17 protein-coding genes are annotated in these 17,482 nt (G+C 68.0%); 12 read left to right on the top strand and 5 right to left on the bottom strand.

What is annotated here, in order from left to right:
- Nucleotides 1–2 precede the first annotated feature (2 nt).
- The 4 genes from OSB52_RS11365 (at nt 3) to OSB52_RS11350 (ending at nt 4,593) form a co-directional block, all read left to right on the top strand.
- Nucleotides 3–1,088 (top strand): NAD(P)-dependent alcohol dehydrogenase, encoded by a 1,086-nt coding sequence (locus OSB52_RS11365; RefSeq protein ID WP_235722532.1) that lies wholly within the window; start codon nt 3–5, stop codon nt 1,086–1,088.
- 132 nt (nt 1,089–1,220) lie between these two features.
- A complete protein-coding gene (locus OSB52_RS11360) occupies nt 1,221–2,429 on the top strand; it encodes a cysteine desulfurase family protein (protein ID WP_235722533.1) in 1,209 nt (402 codons plus the stop codon).
- Complete coding sequence (gene mnmA / locus OSB52_RS11355; protein WP_235722535.1) at nt 2,429–3,574, top strand: tRNA 2-thiouridine(34) synthase MnmA; 1,146 nt, start codon at nt 2,429–2,431, stop codon at nt 3,572–3,574. Before OSB52_RS11360 ends, mnmA begins: the two co-directional genes overlap by 1 nt.
- Nucleotides 3,571–4,593, top strand: a complete 1,023-nt coding sequence (locus OSB52_RS11350; RefSeq protein ID WP_266061712.1) for a uroporphyrinogen decarboxylase/cobalamine-independent methonine synthase family protein — start codon at nt 3,571–3,573, stop codon at nt 4,591–4,593. The genes mnmA and OSB52_RS11350 overlap by 4 nt, the downstream gene beginning before the upstream one ends.
- 46 nt (nt 4,594–4,639) lie before the next feature.
- On the opposite strand, the gene OSB52_RS11345 is transcribed toward OSB52_RS11350, so the two are convergent.
- The gene (locus OSB52_RS11345; protein WP_235722536.1) at nt 4,640–5,026 is read right to left on the bottom strand and encodes an MmcQ/YjbR family DNA-binding protein; all 387 of its coding nucleotides are present in this window, start codon (nt 5,024–5,026) and stop codon (nt 4,640–4,642) included.
- 61 nt (nt 5,027–5,087) lie between these two features.
- Between OSB52_RS11345 and ligA the strand changes: the two genes are divergently transcribed.
- The gene (gene ligA / locus OSB52_RS11340) at nt 5,088–7,166 is read left to right on the top strand and encodes an NAD-dependent DNA ligase LigA (RefSeq protein ID WP_266061711.1); all 2,079 of its coding nucleotides are present in this window, start codon (nt 5,088–5,090) and stop codon (nt 7,164–7,166) included.
- 1 nt (nt 7,167) lies between these two features.
- Here the strand turns inward: ligA and OSB52_RS11335 are convergent, their stop codons facing one another.
- The gene (locus OSB52_RS11335) at nt 7,168–7,836 is read right to left on the bottom strand and encodes an ACT domain-containing protein (protein WP_235722540.1); all 669 of its coding nucleotides are present in this window, start codon (nt 7,834–7,836) and stop codon (nt 7,168–7,170) included.
- Between the two features lie 140 nt (nt 7,837–7,976).
- On the opposite strand from OSB52_RS11335, the gene OSB52_RS11330 reads away from it, so the two are divergent.
- The 3 genes from OSB52_RS11330 to gatA all read left to right on the top strand — a co-directional run bounded on the left by OSB52_RS11330 (nt 7,977) and on the right by gatA (nt 10,444).
- A complete protein-coding gene (locus tag OSB52_RS11330; RefSeq protein WP_235722547.1) occupies nt 7,977–8,567 on the top strand; it encodes an antibiotic biosynthesis monooxygenase in 591 nt (196 codons plus the stop codon).
- 78 nt (nt 8,568–8,645) lie between these two features.
- A complete protein-coding gene (gene gatC, locus OSB52_RS11325; RefSeq protein WP_235722549.1) occupies nt 8,646–8,960 on the top strand; it encodes an Asp-tRNA(Asn)/Glu-tRNA(Gln) amidotransferase subunit GatC in 315 nt (104 codons plus the stop codon).
- Entirely contained in the window at nt 8,957–10,444 is a 1,488-nt protein-coding gene (gene gatA / locus OSB52_RS11320) for an Asp-tRNA(Asn)/Glu-tRNA(Gln) amidotransferase subunit GatA (protein WP_235722551.1), read from the top strand. The genes gatC and gatA overlap by 4 nt, the downstream gene beginning before the upstream one ends.
- 4 nt (nt 10,445–10,448) lie before the next feature.
- On the opposite strand, the gene OSB52_RS25000 is transcribed toward gatA, so the two are convergent.
- Together OSB52_RS25000 and OSB52_RS11310 are read right to left on the bottom strand one after the other, a co-directional pair.
- Nucleotides 10,449–11,639: an alpha/beta-hydrolase family protein gene (locus tag OSB52_RS25000; protein WP_266061707.1), complete on the bottom strand. Its 1,191-nt coding sequence runs from the start codon at nt 11,637–11,639 to the stop codon at nt 10,449–10,451.
- Nucleotides 11,636–12,280, bottom strand: coding sequence for a hypothetical protein (locus OSB52_RS11310; protein ID WP_235722555.1), 645 nt, complete (start codon nt 12,278–12,280; stop codon nt 11,636–11,638). The genes OSB52_RS25000 and OSB52_RS11310 overlap by 4 nt, the downstream gene beginning before the upstream one ends.
- Nucleotides 12,281–12,460: 180 nt before the next feature.
- Between OSB52_RS11310 and OSB52_RS11305 the strand changes: the two genes are divergently transcribed.
- The 3 genes from OSB52_RS11305 to OSB52_RS11295 all read left to right on the top strand — a co-directional run bounded on the left by OSB52_RS11305 (nt 12,461) and on the right by OSB52_RS11295 (nt 15,549).
- Nucleotides 12,461–13,726, top strand: a complete 1,266-nt coding sequence (locus tag OSB52_RS11305) for a sensor histidine kinase (RefSeq protein ID WP_266061705.1) — start codon at nt 12,461–12,463, stop codon at nt 13,724–13,726.
- Between the two features lie 10 nt (nt 13,727–13,736).
- Entirely contained in the window at nt 13,737–14,393 is a 657-nt protein-coding gene (locus OSB52_RS11300; protein WP_235722558.1) for a response regulator, read from the top strand.
- A 121-nt stretch (nt 14,394–14,514) separates the two neighbouring features.
- Entirely contained in the window at nt 14,515–15,549 is a 1,035-nt protein-coding gene (locus OSB52_RS11295; RefSeq protein ID WP_235722560.1) for a 6-phosphofructokinase, read from the top strand.
- Between the two features lie 9 nt (nt 15,550–15,558).
- Here the strand turns inward: OSB52_RS11295 and OSB52_RS11290 are convergent, their stop codons facing one another.
- Nucleotides 15,559–15,822 carry a PspC domain-containing protein gene (locus OSB52_RS11290; protein WP_235722561.1) on the bottom strand — a complete coding sequence of 88 codons (264 nt, stop codon included), beginning with the start codon at nt 15,820–15,822 and terminating at the stop codon, nt 15,559–15,561.
- A gap of 145 nt (nt 15,823–15,967) precedes the next feature.
- Here OSB52_RS11290 and gatB point away from each other — a divergent pair, with 145 nt between their 5' ends.
- The gene (gene gatB / locus OSB52_RS11285) at nt 15,968–17,470 is read left to right on the top strand and encodes an Asp-tRNA(Asn)/Glu-tRNA(Gln) amidotransferase subunit GatB (protein WP_235722563.1); all 1,503 of its coding nucleotides are present in this window, start codon (nt 15,968–15,970) and stop codon (nt 17,468–17,470) included.
- Nucleotides 17,471–17,482: the final 12 nt, after the last annotated feature.

Genomic DNA, 17,482 nt, shown 5'->3' with positions numbered 1-17,482 from the left:
CGGTGCAGATCGACGCCGCGGTCGTCTCCACCCCGGGCGGCCCCTTCGAGGTGATGCAGATCGAGATGGACGAGCCGCGCGCCGGCGAAGTACTGGTACAGATGCGGGCGGTCGGTATCTGTCATACCGATCTCGGCATGAAGGCGACCTGGTCACGGCGTCGCCTGCCGCAGGTCTTCGGGCATGAGGGCGCCGGGGTGGTGGCCGCGGTCGGACCGGATGTCACGGGCCTGCAGGCCGGGCAGACGGTGAGTCTCACCTTCCGCAGCTGCGGGCGGTGCGGCCAGTGCACGAGCGGTCACCCGGCGTACTGCACGGCCGGACTCAACATGGCCGGCCGACCCGATGGCTCCCCGACGTTGCGGCGGGGTTCCGACCCCGTCTTCGGTGGATTCTTCGGCCAGTCGAGCTTTGCGACCTACGCGATGGCCCACGCCGACAACGCGATACCGGTACCGGCCGATGTTCCGGCCAGTGTCGCGGCACCGTTGGGGTGTGGTGTGCAGACCGGGTACGGCACCGTCACTCAGGTGATCCGTCCGGCGCCGGGCTCCACGGTGACGGTGTACGGGGCGGGCAGTGTCGGGCTGTGCGCGGTGCTCGCCGCCGTCCGCGCCGGTGCCGACGTGGTGGCGGTGGATCCGATCGCCCGACGCCGGGAACTGGCGGAGAAGTTCGGCGCAATCGGGAGCGTGGATCCCGCCGCGACCGACGATGTGGCCCGCGCAGTGCGGTCGATCCATCGGCGCGGTACCGATCACGGCATCGACACGACCGCCCGGCAGGATGTCGTCGCGGCGGCGGTGCAGGCCGCCGAACCCCGCGGCGACATCGCGCTCGTCGGGATCGGTCGCACCCTCGAGTTCGACGTCATGAGCGTTCTCTACAAAGGACTGACGATCCGCGGCGTCATCGAGGGTGATGTGGTCGCGGCCGACATCATCCCGGAACTCGCCACCCTCTATCTCGCCGGGGAACTGCCGCTCGACGAGCTCATCACGACCTACCCGTTCGCCGACATCGAGCGGGCCGCGGCCGACTCGCTGACCGGCACGACCGTCAAGCCGGTGCTGCTGTTCGACTTCTGACGCGCGGACGCCCACCGGCGCTCCGGCGGTGGGCGAGTCCCACCGACAGCCGCCCGGCTCGTGTCGATCACCTCACTGTCGGATCGTGCGGGAATTGGTGGGCCGTCGATGCGCGTTTATCCTTGCTGAGACATGTCCACGCCATCCCGAGCCCCAATCTACCTCGATCACGCTGCGTCGACCGGCATGCTGCCGGACGCCATCGAGGCGATGACCGCTGTCTTCGCGCAGCCGGGCAACGCGTCGTCGCTGCACGGGTCGGGCCGATGGTCGCGTCGCCGACTCGAGGAGGCACGCGAATCGGTGGCCGCGTCGGTGGGGGCCCGACCCTCGGAGGTCATCTTCACCGGTGGGGGTACCGAGGCGGACAACCTCGCTCTGAAGGGGATCTACCGGGCGCGGCGGCGAGCCGATGGCCGTCGGCGCCGGGTCATCGTGTCCGCGGTCGAACATCATGCCATCCTCGATCCGGCCCTGTGGTTGTCGGACGTCGAGGATGCCGAGTTGGTGATCGCGCCGGTGGATGGCGAGGGTTTCGTATCACCGTCGTGGCTGCAGGCCGAGCTGGCCGAGCATGCCGACGAGACCGCGGTCATCTCGGTGATGTGGGCTAACAACGAGGTCGGCACGATCGAGCCGATAGACGAGCTCGCCGCCATCGGGGCGGAGTTCGGGGTTCCGGTCCACTCCGATGCCATCCAGGCGGTCGGCCACATCCCGGTCGATTTCGGTGCCGCCGGGCTGGCCGCGATGAGTCTCGCGGCCCACAAGTTCGGTGGGCCCCAGGGCGTCGGCGCCTTGCTGCTGCGCCGCGACGTCGATTGTGTCCCGCTGCTGCACGGAGGCGGGCACGAGCGTGACGTGCGCTCGGGTACGCAGGATGTGGCCGGCGCGGTCGGCATGGCGGCGGCATTGCGCTGGTCGACCGACCATCTCGAGACGAACATCGAGTCCGTGACGGCGCTGCGCGAGAAGCTGTTCGCCGGGCTCCTCGCGTTGCCCGGCACCACCGCCAACGGTCCGCGCGACCAACGCCGCCTGCCCGGCAATGTGCACGTCTCCTTCGACGGCTGTGAGGGGGATTCGCTGCTGATGCTGCTCGACGCCAACGGTGTCGAGTGTTCCACCGGATCCGCGTGCACCGCAGGCGTGGCACAGGCCAGTCACGTGTTGTTGGCCATGGGACTCGACGTCCCGACTGCGCGCGGGTCACTGCGCTTCTCGCTGGCCCCGACGTCGACAACTGCCGACGTCGACGCGGTCGGCGAGGTCATCGGCCAGGTCGTGAACCGCGCTCGTGCGGCCGGCCTGGTGTCATCACCGAGTGGAGAGGTCAGCTGATGCGCGTACTCGCCGCGATGAGTGGTGGCGTCGACTCCTCGGTCGCCGCTGCCCGCGCCGTCGACGCCGGACACGAGGTGGTCGGCGTCCACCTGGCACTGTCGAGCGCTCCAGGTGCGCTGCGCACCGGATCGCGTGGCTGCTGTTCGCGGGAGGACGCGTCCGACGCGCGTCGTGTCGCCGACGTTCTCGGCATCCCGTTCTATGTCTGGGATTTCGCCGACCGGTTCAAAGACGACGTGATCGACGAGTTCGTCGATGCCTACGCAGCCGGTCAGACCCCGAACCCGTGTCTGACATGCAACGAGAAGATCAAATTCGCCGCATTGGCTCAGAAAGCGGTGGCGCTGGGGTTCGACGCGCTCGCGACCGGACATTACGCGCGCCTGGCCGACGGTGAGCTCCGGCGTGCGGTCGACGAGGACAAGGACCAGTCCTATGTGCTCGCTGTGTTGACCGCCGAGCAGCTGGCACGAGCGATGTTCCCGGTGGGGGACACACCCAAGAGCGGGATCCGTGAGGAGGCGGCCCGCCGTGGACTGGCTGTCGCCGAGAAACCGGACTCCCACGACATCTGCTTCATCCCGACCGGAGACACGCGCGCCTTCCTCGGCGCACGGATCGGCATCCGGCCGGGGGCGGTGGTCGACGCCGACAGTGGTGAACGACTCGCCGACCACAAGGGCGTGCACGGCTTCACCATCGGCCAACGCAAGGGACTCGGCATCGACGCACCGGCCGCCGACGGGCAACCGCGGTACGTGACCGATATCGATCCGACCTCGGGCACGGTGACAGTCGGTTCGGCCGCCCACCTCGATGTCTGGTCCATCACCGCCGGTCGCGCCGTGTGGACATCCGGAGTGGTGCCCGACGGGCCAATCGACGTGATGGTGCAGGTACGCGCCCACGGCGGTCTCGCCCCGGCCCGTGCGACCCCGATATTCGCCGACGACGAACCCGCGATCGAGATCGCCCTCGCCGAACCTCTCACCGGCGTGGCGCGAGGTCAGGCCGCAGTGCTCTACGCACCCGACGCGCAACACGGTGACCTCGTACTGGGTTCCGGACGAATCCGTGCCACCGACTCCGATCCCGCGTCCGGCGCCCCCGACGCACGGGTTCCGGCCGGCGCCCACCGGTGAACGCAGCCGAGAGAATCCAGCTCGGCGGTACCGGGACCGGCATCGGCTCGATGCCCGGCACCGACGCCCGCGAGGCAGCGGCCGTTGTGAACGGTGAACTCGACCTCGCCCATCTCGTCGAGCTGCCCGCCCGTGGCGTGGGCGCCGACATGATCGGACGAATGGCCGCCGTCCTCGTCGATCTACCCATGGATGCCGACACCTGGGGCTACCGGCTCGGGTCACGGGGCGCGGGGTCGGCCCGGCGTGCCCGCGATCATCTGCAGGCCGACCTCGATGCCGTCGAGGAGATCTGGGACGCTGCAGGATTCATCGGTACCTCGCGCCCCTTCAAAATCCAGGTCTGCGGGCCTTTCACCCTGTCGGCGTCGGTCGAACTGCCGTCCGGTCACAAGGTGCTGCGCGATCGTGGGGCGTGGCGAGACGTGGTCGCGTCGACCGCGGAGGGGACCCGCGAGTTGGTGGGGGAGGTGACCCGCCGGCTCGGGGCCGAGATCATCGTGCAGCTCGACGAGCCGATGGTCGGCCAGGTCATCGACGGCGCGGTGGTACCGCTGACCCGATTCGACACCATTCCGGCGGTCCCGGTCGTCGAGGTCGTGGATGCGTTGCGCGGGCTGATCGACGTCGTCGACTGTCCGGCCATCGTGCACAGCTGCGCCGCCCCGCGCTGGGACCTCATCACGCGCATGCCCGGAGTCGGTTGGTCACTTGATGTGACCAGCGTGACGAGTGACGATCTCGACGGGCTCGGGATGCTGCTGGACCGCGGTGACATGTTGGTGGCTGGTGTAGTGCCCGGCACCGGCGGGGATCGCCGCGTGCGAGCCGAGACCGTCGCCACCCGCCTGGCCACCCTCGTCGACCGCATCGGGCTACCCCGAAAAGTGTTGTCGGACAGCGTTGTGGTCAGCCCCACCTGTGGGTTGGCCGGGGCCGAGCCGGGTTGGGCGAAGGCGGCGCTGGGGGTCTGTGCGGCGACCGGCGAACTCCTCGGCACCGATCCCGAGGCGCTGTGATCGGAGCCACCGCACGCGCTCCGAGGCGCCAGACGGCGACCCAGATTCAGCGCGCGTCGAGTTCGGCGACGGATCTCGCGGGCGCGATCTGGCGGTAGCTGGCGTCGAGCAATTCGGTGACCTCGGTCCAATCGGTCCTCTCGTCCAGCAGCATCCCCAGCCAACCGGCCGGCCCGAGGTAGGCGGGCAGGTAGAAGCGCGGATCGGCGAGCAGCGCCTCGCGTTCGGCCGGGTCGGCGACGAACAGCACCGACTGGTCATGGCGTTCCCGACTGCCCTTCACACTGCCGCCGTAATTGCCGAACATCTTGGGGCATCGGAACGTCGGGCGCCCGTGCGCGATGACCTCGGTCGTGTGGGGCAGTGCCAGCGCGATCTCGCGAATCCGTCCCAGGTACGGGTCGTCGTCGGAGAACATGATCGGATGCGGCATGGGCTCAGCCTAGAACGATCGGCACTGCGGATGTGTCGGACACCTTCGATACGCTCGTGACGTGGCAGAACAAGGCAACCCCACCGACGCCGGCGGTGACCTGCGTGAGCAATGGACGACTCTCGCCGACGAGATCCGCGATCACCAGTTCCGCTATTACGTCAAGGACGCGCCGATCATCTCCGACGGCGAATTCGACCGGTTGCTGCGACGACTGCAGGAACTCGAGGACGCGCACCCGGAACTGACCAGCCCGGATTCGCCGACGAAGCTGGTCGGTGGAGGCTTCTCCACGGCGTTCACCCCGGTCGACCATCTGGAGCGGATGCTGTCGCTGGACAACGTCTTCGATTCCGACGAGATGCGCGCCTGGGTGGATCGTGTGCACGTCGACACCGGCGGTCACGGTGAGTTCCTGTGTGAGCTCAAGATCGATGGCGTGGCGCTGTCGTTGGTCTACGTCGACGGAACGCTGACCCGGGCGGTCACTCGCGGGGACGGACGCACCGGCGAAGACGTGACACTCAACGCGCGCACCATTGAGGACGTACCGCGTCGGCTCACCGCCGCCGAGGGCTTCCCGATCCCACACGAACTCGAGGTGCGCGGTGAGGTGTTCTTCCGCGTCGAGGATTTCGAGGCGCTGAACGCCTCACTGGTCGACGACGGTAAACCTCCCTTCGCCAATCCGCGCAACTCGGCGGCCGGTTCTCTGCGTCAGAAGAATCCACAGGTCACCGCCCGGCGGCGACTGCGGATGATCTGCCACGGCATCGGCCACACCGAGGGGTGGCGCCCCGCGTCGCTGCACGATGCCTATCTGGCGCTGGGAGCGTGGGGGCTGCCGGTGTCCGCCCATACCACCAAGGTGGCCGGCGCCGACGAGATCCTGGACAAGATCGCCTACTGGGGCGAGCACCGCCATGACGTAGAACACGAGATCGACGGCATCGTGGTGAAACTCGATGACGTTGCGCTGCAGCGGCGCCTCGGTTCCACGTCGCGCGCCCCACGCTGGGCGATCGCCTACAAGTACCCGCCGGAGGAGGCGACCACCACTCTGCTCGACATCAAGGTCGGGGTGGGGCGTACCGGCCGGGTGACCCCATTCGCGTTCATGGAGCCGGTACTCGTCGCCGGCTCCACGGTGTCGCGAGCGACTCTGCACAACGAATCCGAGGTGCGGCGCAAAGGGGTGCTCATCGGCGACACCGTCACCATCCGTAAGGCCGGCGACGTGATTCCTGAGGTCCTCGGTCCCGTCGTCGACGTTCGCGACGGCAGTGAGCGAGAGTTCGAAATGCCCACGCACTGCCCGGAATGCGGCACCGCGTTGCGTCCGGAGAAGGACAGCGATGTCGACATCCGCTGCCCCAACGCCCAATCGTGCCCGGCGCAGCTGCGCGAGCGGCTGTTCCATCTCGCCGGCCGCGGTTCCTTCGACATCGAGGCGCTGGGATATGAGGCAGCCACGGCGCTGTTGTCTTCCGGTGTCCTGACCAATGAAGGAGACCTCTTCTCGCTCACCGCAGACGACCTCACCAGGACCGATCTTTTCCGCACGAAGGCCGGAGCACTCTCCGCCAACGGCAAGCGACTACTCGCCAATCTCGACGGCGCGCGAAAGGTACCGCTGTGGCGCGTGCTGGTCGGGTTGTCGATTCGGCATGTGGGTCCCACCGCAGCTCGTGCGCTGGCCACCGAATTCGGTTCGCTGCAGGCAATCGAAGACGCGTCCACCGACCAGTTGGCCGAGGTCGAGGGGCTCGGTATGACCCTCGCGCAGAGCATCAACGACTGGTTTGCCGTCGACTGGCACCGCGACGTCATCGAGAAGTGGCGCGCGGCAGGCGTTTCCATGGAGGACGAACGCGACGACTCGATCGTCCGGACGTTGACGGGCAAGACCATCGTGGTGACCGGGTCTCTCCAGGACTACTCGCGCGACGGCGCCAAGGAGGCCATCCTGCAACGTGGCGGTAAGGCGTCGGGGTCGGTGTCGAAGAAGACCGATTACGTCGTCGTCGGAGACTCACCGGGCACCAAGGCCGCCAAGGCCGAACAGCTCGGTGTCCCGATCCTCGACGAGCAGGCGTTCACCCATCTTCTGCAGACCGGTGAAGCACCAGAGGCCGAGTGAGTCAGCTGTCGGCGCGCAGCACGGTGCTGACGATGCCGGTGAGATAGCCGAGTCGGGCGATCTCGGAAGGACGGAAGTCCGGGCCGCCGATACGGCCGAGCAGAACCGCTCGTGCGCCGTCCCCCAGCGGCGCGGCCGCCAGGCGCGTGTCCATGTCCTGCCATGCCTCAGGCACCCAGTCGGCGGTGGAATCGAGTTGCGCGGCTCGATCGATGGGCAGCCAGTCCGCCCGGGTGAGTGGTGTCTCCGGCGCGCCGGAGCTGCCGAACAGCTGCAACACCCCGTTGCTGGCGCTGGTGATCACCATTGCCCACGAAACCCGCAGGACGCGCGGTGCGTTGTCGACGAGGACCTGCAGCTTGTGGTCGTCGGTGGTCGCGACCTGATCGACGAGCTCCAGTTCGCGGTGGGTGTCGAGAACCCCCGCATACGGTCGGATCGAGTCGACGCGCACCCCCTTGAGCTTTTCGGCCGCCGTGATCAGACCGTCCGGTAGCGAACCGGGCGCGATGTCGACGACCAGATCGTCGACGGCATAGCCCTCGCCGCGTTCGACCACTTCCAGCGACAGGATGTCGGCGCCCACCGAACCGAGCTGGACGGCGAGCAGCCCGAGACTGCCCGGGCGGTCCTCGAGGTACACGCGCAGCAGGTACGACACGCGGCTCATTGTTGCACCGAGGTGTGACCACCGTGTGACGAGAGGGGGCCGCGGCCGGTCTGCGCAGGTGCCGTGGGCGCAGGCCCACCGCGCCGCCGCGCGGGTGCGCGAGTACTGCGCCGGTGATGGTCGGGGGTCACGATGATGTCATGGCAACCGACGACACAGGCGCCGCAGCAGATCAGCCCCAGATCTCGACCCAGGTCACCGCATCAGTCGCCCGCCGGATCGAGCCGGGGCGTGAGCACGACTTCGTGAGTTGGACCGATGCGGGCATCGCGTTGGCGCGAACGTTTCCGGGATTCCTCGGTGGTGGCTGGCTGCGCAACTCCCGAATCGATGACGAGTACTACGTGGTCTATCGGTTTGCCGACGAGAAGACCATGGACGACTGGGTGTCCTCACCAGTGCGCAAGGCCTGGCTGTCGCGAGGTGAGGGCGTCGCGGTGGAGTATGCGACGCACCGCTTGTCGGGCATCGAAGGCTGGTTCGAGCCGCAGCAGCACTTGACCCACGCCGTCCGGGTCGCCGGGGCGGCGCCGCCGCGGTGGAAACAGGCGATCACGATCTGGCTCGGATTCTTCCCGATGTCGTTGCTCATCAATGTGGTGGTGGTCAGCCGAATCGACGGGCTCCCGCTGGTGCTCACCACGCTCATCGCCACGCTGATCAACACGCCGATCATGGTGTATGTCGTGTTGCCGTGGATCACCGTTCGATTGGCTCGGTGGCTGCACTGAGCACCGCGTCACGCGCGCGCAATGGACTCCCATAGGCTGGTGGGGCACACCTGAGCACTCGGCGAGAAAGGACCTGGCATGTCCAGCGGATCGGAGTCGGCCATCTCCCGGGAGGAGGTCGCGCACCTGGCTCGGCTGTCCCGGCTTGCGCTGACCGATGAGGAACTCGATCAGTACGCCCAGCAACTCGACTCGATCCTGGCTCATGTGGCGCAGGTGTCCGAGGTCGCGGCCGACGATGTGCCCGGCACCGCACACCCGGCCGAGCTGGCCAACGTGTTGCGCCCCGACGTGGTGGTCCCCGGCCTGACCACCGATCAGGCGCTCTCCGGTGCGCCGCGTGTGGAACAGGACCGGTTCGCCGTCCCGCAGATCCTCGGGGAGGAACAGTGACATCAGCCCGCACCGCCGGCGAGATCACCGGGCTCTCGGCCGCCGACCTCGCCGCCAAGATCTCGGCGCGTGAGCTGTCGTCGGTGGAGGTCACCCAGGCCCATCTCGACCGCATCGCCGAGGTCGACACCGACCTGGGCGCCTTCCTGCACATCAGCAGCGCTGAGGCGTTGGTCGCCGCCAAGGCCGCCGACGACGCCATCGCCGGTGGCGAGGCGCCTTCGCCACTCGCCGGTGTCCCGATCGCGCTGAAGGATGTGTTCACCACCACCGATGCGCCGACGACCTGCGGTTCAAAGATCCTCGAAGGCTGGGTGCCGCCGTATGACGCCACGGTGACCGAGCGGCTCCGGGCGGCCGGCATCCCAATTCTCGGCAAGACGAACATGGACGAGTTCGCCATGGGTAGCTCCACGGAGAACTCGGCCTATCAGGTCACCCGCAATCCATGGGACACCGACAAGATCCCCGGTGGATCCGGCGGCGGCAGCGCGGCCGCACTCGCGTCGTATCAGGCGCCGCTGGCCATCGGCACCGACACCGGCGGCTCCATCCGGCAGCCGGCGGCGGTCACCGCCACGGTGGGCGTCAAACCCACCTACGGCACCGTGTCCCGTTACGGCCTGGTGGCTTGTGCATCGTCGCTGGATCAAGGTGGTCCATGCGGCCGGACGGTCCTCGACACCGCGCTGTTGCACGAGGTGATCGCCGGCCATGACCCGCGCGATTCCACGTCGATCGACGCGCCCGTCCCCGACGTGGTGGCGGCCGCGCGGTTCGGTGCCGAGCAGGATCTGACCGGTGTGCGCATCGGCGTGGTCACCGAACTGCAGGGTGAGGGCTATCAGTCCGGTGTCCTGGAGTCGTTCCGGGCAGCGCTGCAAGTGCTCACCGACCGCGGCGCCGAGGTGGTCGAGGTGTCGTGCCCGCATTTCAGCTATGCCCTCGGCGCCTACTATCTGATCCTGCCGTCTGAGGTGTCATCGAACCTCGCTCGTTTCGATGCGATGCGGTACGGGCTGCGCGTCGGCGATGACGGCACACACAGCGCCGAAGAGGTGATGGCGATGACCCGCGACGCCGGCTTCGGTCCAGAAGTCAAGCGGCGCATCATGATCGGCACCTACGCGCTGTCGTCGGGCTATTACGACGCCTATTACGGTCAGGCCCAGAAGGTGCGGACCCTGATCGCGCGCGACTTCGCTGCAGCCTACGAGAAGGTCGACGTCCTGGTTTCGCCGACCACCCCGACCACGGCGTTCGCGTTGGGGGAGAAGGTCGACGACCCACTTGCGATGTATCTGTTCGATCTGTGCACCCTGCCGGTGAACCTGGCCGGAGTGGGCGCGATGTCGGTGCCGTCGGGTCTGTCGGCCGACGACGGCATGCCCGTCGGCCTGCAGATCATGGCCCCCGCGCTGGCCGACGACCGGCTGTATCGGGTGGGCGCCGCCTACGAGGCGGCGCGCGGGCCGATCGAGTAGCACATCACGAGGACAGACTCCCGGTGCCCTGTTCGAGACCGTAGCGGTGCCCGACGCCGGGGGCTCCGTCGAGCGCTCCGAGCAGGTCGGCCGAGGTCTGAAGGAACCCGATGAGCGGCAGCCAGGGTGGTTGTGGCGCATCACGTCCGACGGCCCGGGTGTCGTGTGGTGGCCGGGATGGCCGCCACAGCAACGACACTGACCATCGCGGAATCGGGTCGGTGCGGTTGGCCACGATGATGCGGCGACTCCCGATCCCGGGACGTCGGGCCACCGAATCCCCTGGCACGCCCACGAGGACGGTCTCGGCGAGGTCGCCGGGATGAGTGCGGTCGGCCCATGAACGGGCCGCCTCGGCACCCACCGCGCCGAGGCTCTGTCCGTAGATGTGGATCTGCGGTCGTTGCGGCGGCGGACGTGTGCCGGTCCGGTGGAGGACGGCCCGCAGCAGTGTGATCGTGGTTTGTCCGGCCGCTGCCCGATCGGCGACGAAGGTCTGCCACGACGGGCGAGCCGAATACTGCATCGCCAGCACCGCGACGTCGCCGGCGAATCGCTCGCGGTAGCCGTGGACCGTGGCCTCGTCGACCCATCCGGAACCCGTTGGCACCGCGATCACCACGGCCCGCCGGTCCAGTCCGCCGGCCCGCACCCACCGGGCCACCAGCTCGTCGCTGCCATGAGTCACCGATGCGCCGTCGGCGTCGGCGTAGAAGACGTCGGCGGGCACGTCGGGTCGGCGGTCCGCCGGTTCATCGGCCGTGGCCGCGGGCAGCATGCCTGTGGCGAGAGCGGCGACCATTGCGAGTAATAACGTTGTGGTGCGCGGCAACCACACGATCATCACGAAGGCGAGCAGGCCTGCCGCGACCGACGCGGCTGCCCAGCCGAGGCCAACGGCGGGCATACCGAGAGCGCCGCGTAATCCGTTCTGCCAGGACATGCTGAGAAGCGCCGCGCAACTGGTCGCGCCGAGGGACGCGGCCGCGGTTGCCGCCGTCGGGGCAGGCCGGGCCGGCGATCTGCGGGTTGCCAGCAGCGCGCACACGGTGACGACGGCGACGCACCCGGCCGTGAGTGCAGCCGACACCGCCGCTGGTCGGGGCAGTCCGGATGGCCACAGCGCTGCGATCGCTGCGAGGCCCGCCGCCACCGAGACCACCGGGTGCGGCCCGCGAGCCCCGGGCGCGGTCACCGCGCACCGCGCTCGTGCAGGGCCGCCCAGCCGCGGCCGACGCCGGAGGTGACGATCGCAGCGGTTGATTCGGTCGGTGCCGGCGGGCCGTCGAACTGCCGCCAGGTGTTCAGCCGCAGCCCGAGATCGGCGGCGGTCGCGGCGGCCTGACACAGCGGAGACGTGCACGCCGTATGCATCCGCTGGACCAACATCCGGTCCAGTCGCAAGCGCGCCCAGCCGCCGAGGCGATGACCGGTTCGGTCAGCGAATCTCAGCACGTCGTAACCGAAGTCGTGGGAGCGGCAGAGCACTTCGAAGCGCTGTGGCAGCGCGATCGGGGACGAACACCCACCAGCGGGGTCCACCGGATAGCCCGCCTGCATCTGTGGGCGATACCCGAACATGGCGACGAAGCCCGACGGTGTCTCGGCGGCCGCGCGATACTGCCGACCGCTCGTCAGATGCCACACGATCCGGCCGGCGGTGCTCGTCAGGTCCTCCGGCGCGGGGGCGCTCGCGGTCGGTTCCCGCGCGGCGTGCACAGTGCTCGGGTGGGCCGACGCCGGACCGTAGCCGACTCCGAGAACTATTGCCGCCGAGAGCAAACCGGCGATCAGTCGTTGGCTTGGTCGGCTCGGCCGCCGATGCTGTCGTTTCATGTGCTCGACGCTAGGAATCGGCCTCGCCGCCCCACATCGGCCGAATCGGTGATCACCCCGACCATCGCGAGATCGTCACGTGATGCGGTTCCTCATCCCGGCGAGTGAGCGTGGAATCCCCCGAAAGTATGAGGACGTGCGGTCCCGCGCGCCCTACGGTGAGTGGACGAGGTGATGGAGATGTTTCGAACAGTGCGAAGGCTGACGGGCCGGGCGGCGACGGTGGCGCTGCGGGAGGTGGCCGAACATCCGGCTGCCCGCGACCCGGCCGTGCAACGCTACGTGCGGTCCCCGATGAACTGGTTCTTTCTGTTTGTTGCGGCGGTATTGTTCTCGGTGTCGTGGCCCACCTTGTCATTGACGCATTCGGTACCGGCGTATGCGCAGCCGGTTGTCGCGGCCTTCGCCGCGCTACCGGTGGCGCTGGTCTACTGCGCGCCGGTGGCAGGGTGGGCCGTGTCCGTGGTGTCGGCTCAGCTGATCGGGCTGCTGATCCCGACGGTCAACGGCTGGCCGTGGTCGGTTCAGGTCGTCCACATCATCTCGTTGCTGGTGTTGACCTTCGCCGCGTATCTGCGGTGCACGTTGCGTTGGATTCCGGTGGTATGGGTCAGTACCTGCATCGTCTTCGTGCTGGCGGCCCCCGCCGACGCCCGCGGTGGCTGGGTGTTCGGGCTGACTTTCGGTGCGGTCGTCGTCGCGCTGATCCGGGTGCTGGCCAGGTCGCGCCGCCAACTCGCTGTCAGCACCGAGCAGAAGCAGGTGGTCGAATCCCAGAAGGCGATCCTGCAGGAGCGGACCCGAATTGCTCGTGATCTGCATGACGTTGTGGCCCATCGAATGTCGGTGGTCGTGGTGATGGCGCAGACGGCTCGTTACCGGCTGGTCGACGTCAGCGACGAGGCGGCGGCGGAGTTCGAGGCGATCGCTGTGTCAGCTCGCGCATCGCTCGACGAGGTGCGCCAGATGCTCGGCGTGCTCCGTACCGACGGGGAGTCGACTGCCGCACCCAATCCGGATCTCGACGATCTCGGTTCGCTCGTCGACCACACCCGGCTGACCGGCGCGACAGTGGATCTTGTCGACACCGTCGCCCACGAGAAGATCAGCGCAGCAGCGGGTCTGGTCATCTATCGGATAGTGCAGGAGAGCCTGGCCAATGCGACCCGACATGCGCCGGGTTCGACAGTGCAGATCTCGATACTCTCGGCGCAGGTGGGGGTCATCGAGGTGTGTGTGCGCAACACCGCACCGACCGCCGAACCCGTGCGTCTGCCGGGTGCGGGCACCGGCATCGTGGGCATGGTCGAGCGTGCCGCGGCGGTGGGCGGCGCACTCACCGCCGAGCCCACCGCCGACGGCGGGTTCGCGGTACGTGCGTTGATCCCGGACCACCCCGGAAACATGGTGGCTGCCGTCGGGTCGGCGGTGGGTGCGAGCGAATAGGCTTATCCGCGTGGCTGTCACGGTGGTGGTTGTCGACGATCAGGCAATGGTGCGCCAAGGATTCTCCGCGCTGCTTGGGGCGCAACCGGACATCTCCGTCCTCGGCGACGCCGCAGACGGTGTCGCCGCCGTCGAGCTGTGCGCCCGGGTCCGGCCGGACGTGGTGTTGATGGACGTGCGCATGCCCCGCAAGGACGGCCTGCGCGCGGCCGAGGAGATCCTCCGCGCGTCGGCCGGACGCGAGGGCGCCACCCGGGTACTGATGCTGACGACCTTCGACATCGACGATTATGTCTACGAGGCCCTGCGCATCGGTGCGTCGGGCTTCATGCTCAAGGACGCACCCGCCGATGAACTCGTCCGTGCTGTGCGGGTCGTCGCCGATGGCGAGGCGCTGTTGGCTCCGTCGGTCACCCGGCGGCTCATCGAAGAGGTGACCGCACGCAGATCGCGCACACCGCGCAGCCGCGCGGCCGACCAACTCACCCCGCGGGAACGGGAGGTGCTCGACCTCGTCTCCGACGGACGGTCCAACGGAGAGATCGCCGGCCGGCTCTACGTCTCCGAACAGACCGTCAAGACCCACGTGAGCAGTGTGCTGAACAAACTCGGTCTGCGCGATCGCGCCCAGGCGGTGGTGTTCGCCTACGAGAACGGGCTGAAGTGAGGACACCGGAAGTTCACTCTTCGACCTCACGACGCGGACGCGACACCCGGCGCAGGCCCGCCCGGACCACTAGATTGGCAGGGGTAGGTGTCTGCAGGGTCGACAGGAAGGTCTCAGGGCGATGGCCAAGAGGTTCGGCATTCTCACCAGCGGCGGTGACTGCCCGGGACTGAACGCGGTGATCCGCGGCGCAGTACTCAAGGGCGAAACCGTCTATGGACACGAGTTCGTCGGCTTCAAGGACGGCTGGTACGGGCTGGTGTACGGCGACATCATGGAACTCGATCGCTCCACGGTTCGCGGATTGTCCCACGAGGGTGGAACAATCTTGGGTACCAGCCGGTTCGGGCCGTATCAGGAACCCGACGGCGGCGCGGAGAACATCAAGAAGGTGATGAAGAACCTCGGCATCGACGGTGTCATCGCCATCGGTGGAGAGGGCACCGCGTCGGCATCGCGACGGCTGTACGAGGACGGCATCAACATCGTCGGCGTTCCCAAGACCATCGACAACGATCTCGACGCCACCGACTACACGTTCGGATTCAACACCGCGGTGGAGATCGCCACCGAGGCCATCGATCGCCTGCGCACCACCGGCAACTCGCACAAGCGGTGCATGGTCCTCGAGGTGATGGGACGGCACGCCGGTTGGATCGCCCTCTACTCCGGCATCGCCGGCGGCGCGCACGCGATCCTCATCCCTGAGCAGCCCGAGAGCCTCGATCAGATCTGCGCCTGGGTCACCCACGTCAAGAACCGTGGTCGTGCCCCGATGGTGGTCGTCGCCGAGGGATTCAAGTTCCCGGACATGGATGAGGCCTATTCGGTGAAGGGGCTCGACGGCTTCAACCGTCCGCGCCTCGGCGGTATCGCCGAGGTGCTCGCCCCGCTCATCGAGGAACGTACCGGTATCGAGACGCGCGCCACGGTGTTGGGTCACATCCAGCGGGGCGGTGTCCCCACGGCATTCGACCGGGTCCTCGCGACCCGACTCGGTATGGCGATCACCGACCTCTGCGCCGACAAGGGGTGGGGCAAGATGGTGGCGCTCAACGGCACCGACATCGTGCGCGTCGATTTCTCCGATGCGCTGGCCAATCAGAAGTCGGTGCCCGCCGATCAGTACCAGGAGATCCGGGTCATCTTCGGTTGACCCGACGGGTCAGCGGGTTGCGGGTGGCGTCGCCGGGTAGACCGGCGGTGTCGACGGTTGCGCCGGTTGCGCCGGTTCGCGCGGGATGATCAGCCACAGCACCAGGTACAACAACACCTGCGGGCCGGGCAGCAGGATCGACGCCACGAAGAGCACCCGGATCACGGTGACATCCCAACCGAAGCGCTTGGCGATACCGCCGCACACTCCGCCGAGCCAGGCGTCGTCGCGTGAACGCATCAGTCGGGTGGGAGCCGGAGTCGTGGTGGTCATGGTTGTTCCTTTCGTCTGACATCGACGCTACGGATTGCTCGTCCCGGTCGCATCGGGGATGACCCTGATCTCCACCCGGGTTCGCATCGCTTGCGTCCGACGACCCGGGGGGCCGACGGATCACGGGAGCAATAAGATGGCATCCATGACTGCCGCTGCCACCGAACTGCTCGACTACGACCAGGTCATCGCAGAGTTCGACCCCGTCCTCGGCCTCGAGGTGCACGTCGAACTGGGCACCGCGACCAAGATGTTCTGCGGCTGCCCGACCGCGTTCGGTGCCGACCCGAACACCCAGGTGTGTCCGGTGTGCATCGGCCTGCCGGGGTCGCTGCCCGTCGCGAACGTCAAGGCCATCGAGTCGGCGATCCGGATCGGGCTGGCGCTCAACTGCAGTATCCGGCCGTCGAGCGTGTTCGCCCGCAAGAACTACTTCTACCCCGATCAGCCGAAGAACTATCAGATCTCCCAATACGACGAACCGATCGCCTACGACGGCCACCTGGAGGTGCTGCTGGGAGACGGCACCCCGTGGCGGGTGGAGATCGAGCGTGCGCACATGGAGGAGGACACCGGCAAGTCCTTGCACATCGGTGGTTCCGGCCGCATCCATGGAGCGAGTCATTCACTGCTCGACTACAACCGGGCCGGCGTTCCGCTGGTGGAGATCGTGACCAAGCCCATCGTCGGCGCCGGTGAGCGTGCACCGGAGATCGCCCGTGCTTACGTGTCGGCTCTGCGAGATCTGCTCAAGGCCCTCGACGTCTCCGATGTCCGGATGGATCAGGGCTCGCTGCGCTGCGACGCCAACGTCTCGTTGATGCGCAAGGACGCAACCGAGTTCGGCACCCGCACCGAGACCAAGAACGTCAACTCGCTCAAGAGTGTCGAGGTGGCGGTGCGTTACGAGATGCAGCGGCAGGCCGCGCTGCTGCTCGCCGGGGGCGAGGTCGTGCAGGAGACCCGGCACTTCCATGAGGCCGACGGCACGACGTCGGCGGGACGTCGCAAGGAGACCGCCGAGGACTACCGCTACTTCCCCGAGCCCGACCTGCCACCGGTCGCTCCGGACCCGTCGTGGATCACCGAGCTGGGTACGACGTTGCCGGAGATGCCGTGGGTGCGCCGCGCCCGTATCCAGGACGAATGGGGTGTCTCCGACGAGGTGATGCGTGACCTCGTCAACGTCGGCGCGATCGACCTGGTGATCGCGACCGTCGACGCCGGCGCCGGCGTGGAAGCCGCCCGCGGGTGGTGGGTGTCGTTCCTGGCGCAACAGGCCAACACCCGCGGTACCGAACTCGCCGACCTGCCGATCACTCCGGCGCAGGTGGCGCGGATCATCGGCCTCGTCGACGAGGGCAAGCTCACCACCAAACTCGCTCAGCAGGTAGCGGTGGGGGTGCTCGACGGCGAGGGCGAGCCGGATCAGGTGGTGGCCGATCGCGGCCTCGAGGTGGTGCGCGACGATTCGGCTCTGCAGAAGGCGGTCGATGATGCCCTGGCCAACAACCCCGACATCGCCGACAAGATCCGCGGGGGCAAGGTCGCTGCGGCCGGCAAGATCGTCGGCGACGTGATGAAGGCCACCCGCGGTCAGGCCGACCCGGCTCGGGTCAAGGAACTCGTCCTGGCCGCCTGCTCCTGATCGGGCCCGCTC

Source organism: Gordonia aquimaris (assembly GCF_026262595.1).
GTDB lineage: Bacteria > Actinomycetota > Actinomycetes > Mycobacteriales > Mycobacteriaceae > Gordonia > Gordonia tangerina.
This window is presented reverse-complemented; position numbering and strand designations above follow the sequence as displayed.

Bases quoted from the DNA above. Each gene is read 5' to 3' on its own strand.
- gatB (WP_235722563.1), top strand. From the start codon at position 15,968: ATGACTGCCGCTGCCACCGAACTGCTCGACTACGACCAGGTCATCGCA.
- mnmA (WP_235722535.1), top strand. From the start codon at position 2,429: ATGCGCGTACTCGCCGCGATGAGTGGTGGCGTCGACTCCTCGGTCGCC.
- OSB52_RS11330 (WP_235722547.1), top strand. From the start codon at position 7,977: ATGGCAACCGACGACACAGGCGCCGCAGCAGATCAGCCCCAGATCTCG.
- OSB52_RS11335 (WP_235722540.1), bottom strand. From the start codon at position 7,836: ATGAGCCGCGTGTCGTACCTGCTGCGCGTGTACCTCGAGGACCGCCCG.
- OSB52_RS11290 (WP_235722561.1), bottom strand. From the start codon at position 15,822: ATGACCACCACGACTCCGGCTCCCACCCGACTGATGCGTTCACGCGAC.
- gatC (WP_235722549.1), top strand. From the start codon at position 8,646: ATGTCCAGCGGATCGGAGTCGGCCATCTCCCGGGAGGAGGTCGCGCAC.
- OSB52_RS11360 (WP_235722533.1), top strand. From the start codon at position 1,221: ATGTCCACGCCATCCCGAGCCCCAATCTACCTCGATCACGCTGCGTCG.
- OSB52_RS11295 (WP_235722560.1), top strand. From the start codon at position 14,515: ATGGCCAAGAGGTTCGGCATTCTCACCAGCGGCGGTGACTGCCCGGGA.
- OSB52_RS11310 (WP_235722555.1), bottom strand. From the start codon at position 12,280: ATGAAACGACAGCATCGGCGGCCGAGCCGACCAAGCCAACGACTGATC.
- OSB52_RS11345 (WP_235722536.1), bottom strand. From the start codon at position 5,026: ATGCCGCATCCGATCATGTTCTCCGACGACGACCCGTACCTGGGACGG.
- OSB52_RS11305 (WP_266061705.1), top strand. From the start codon at position 12,461: ATGTTTCGAACAGTGCGAAGGCTGACGGGCCGGGCGGCGACGGTGGCG.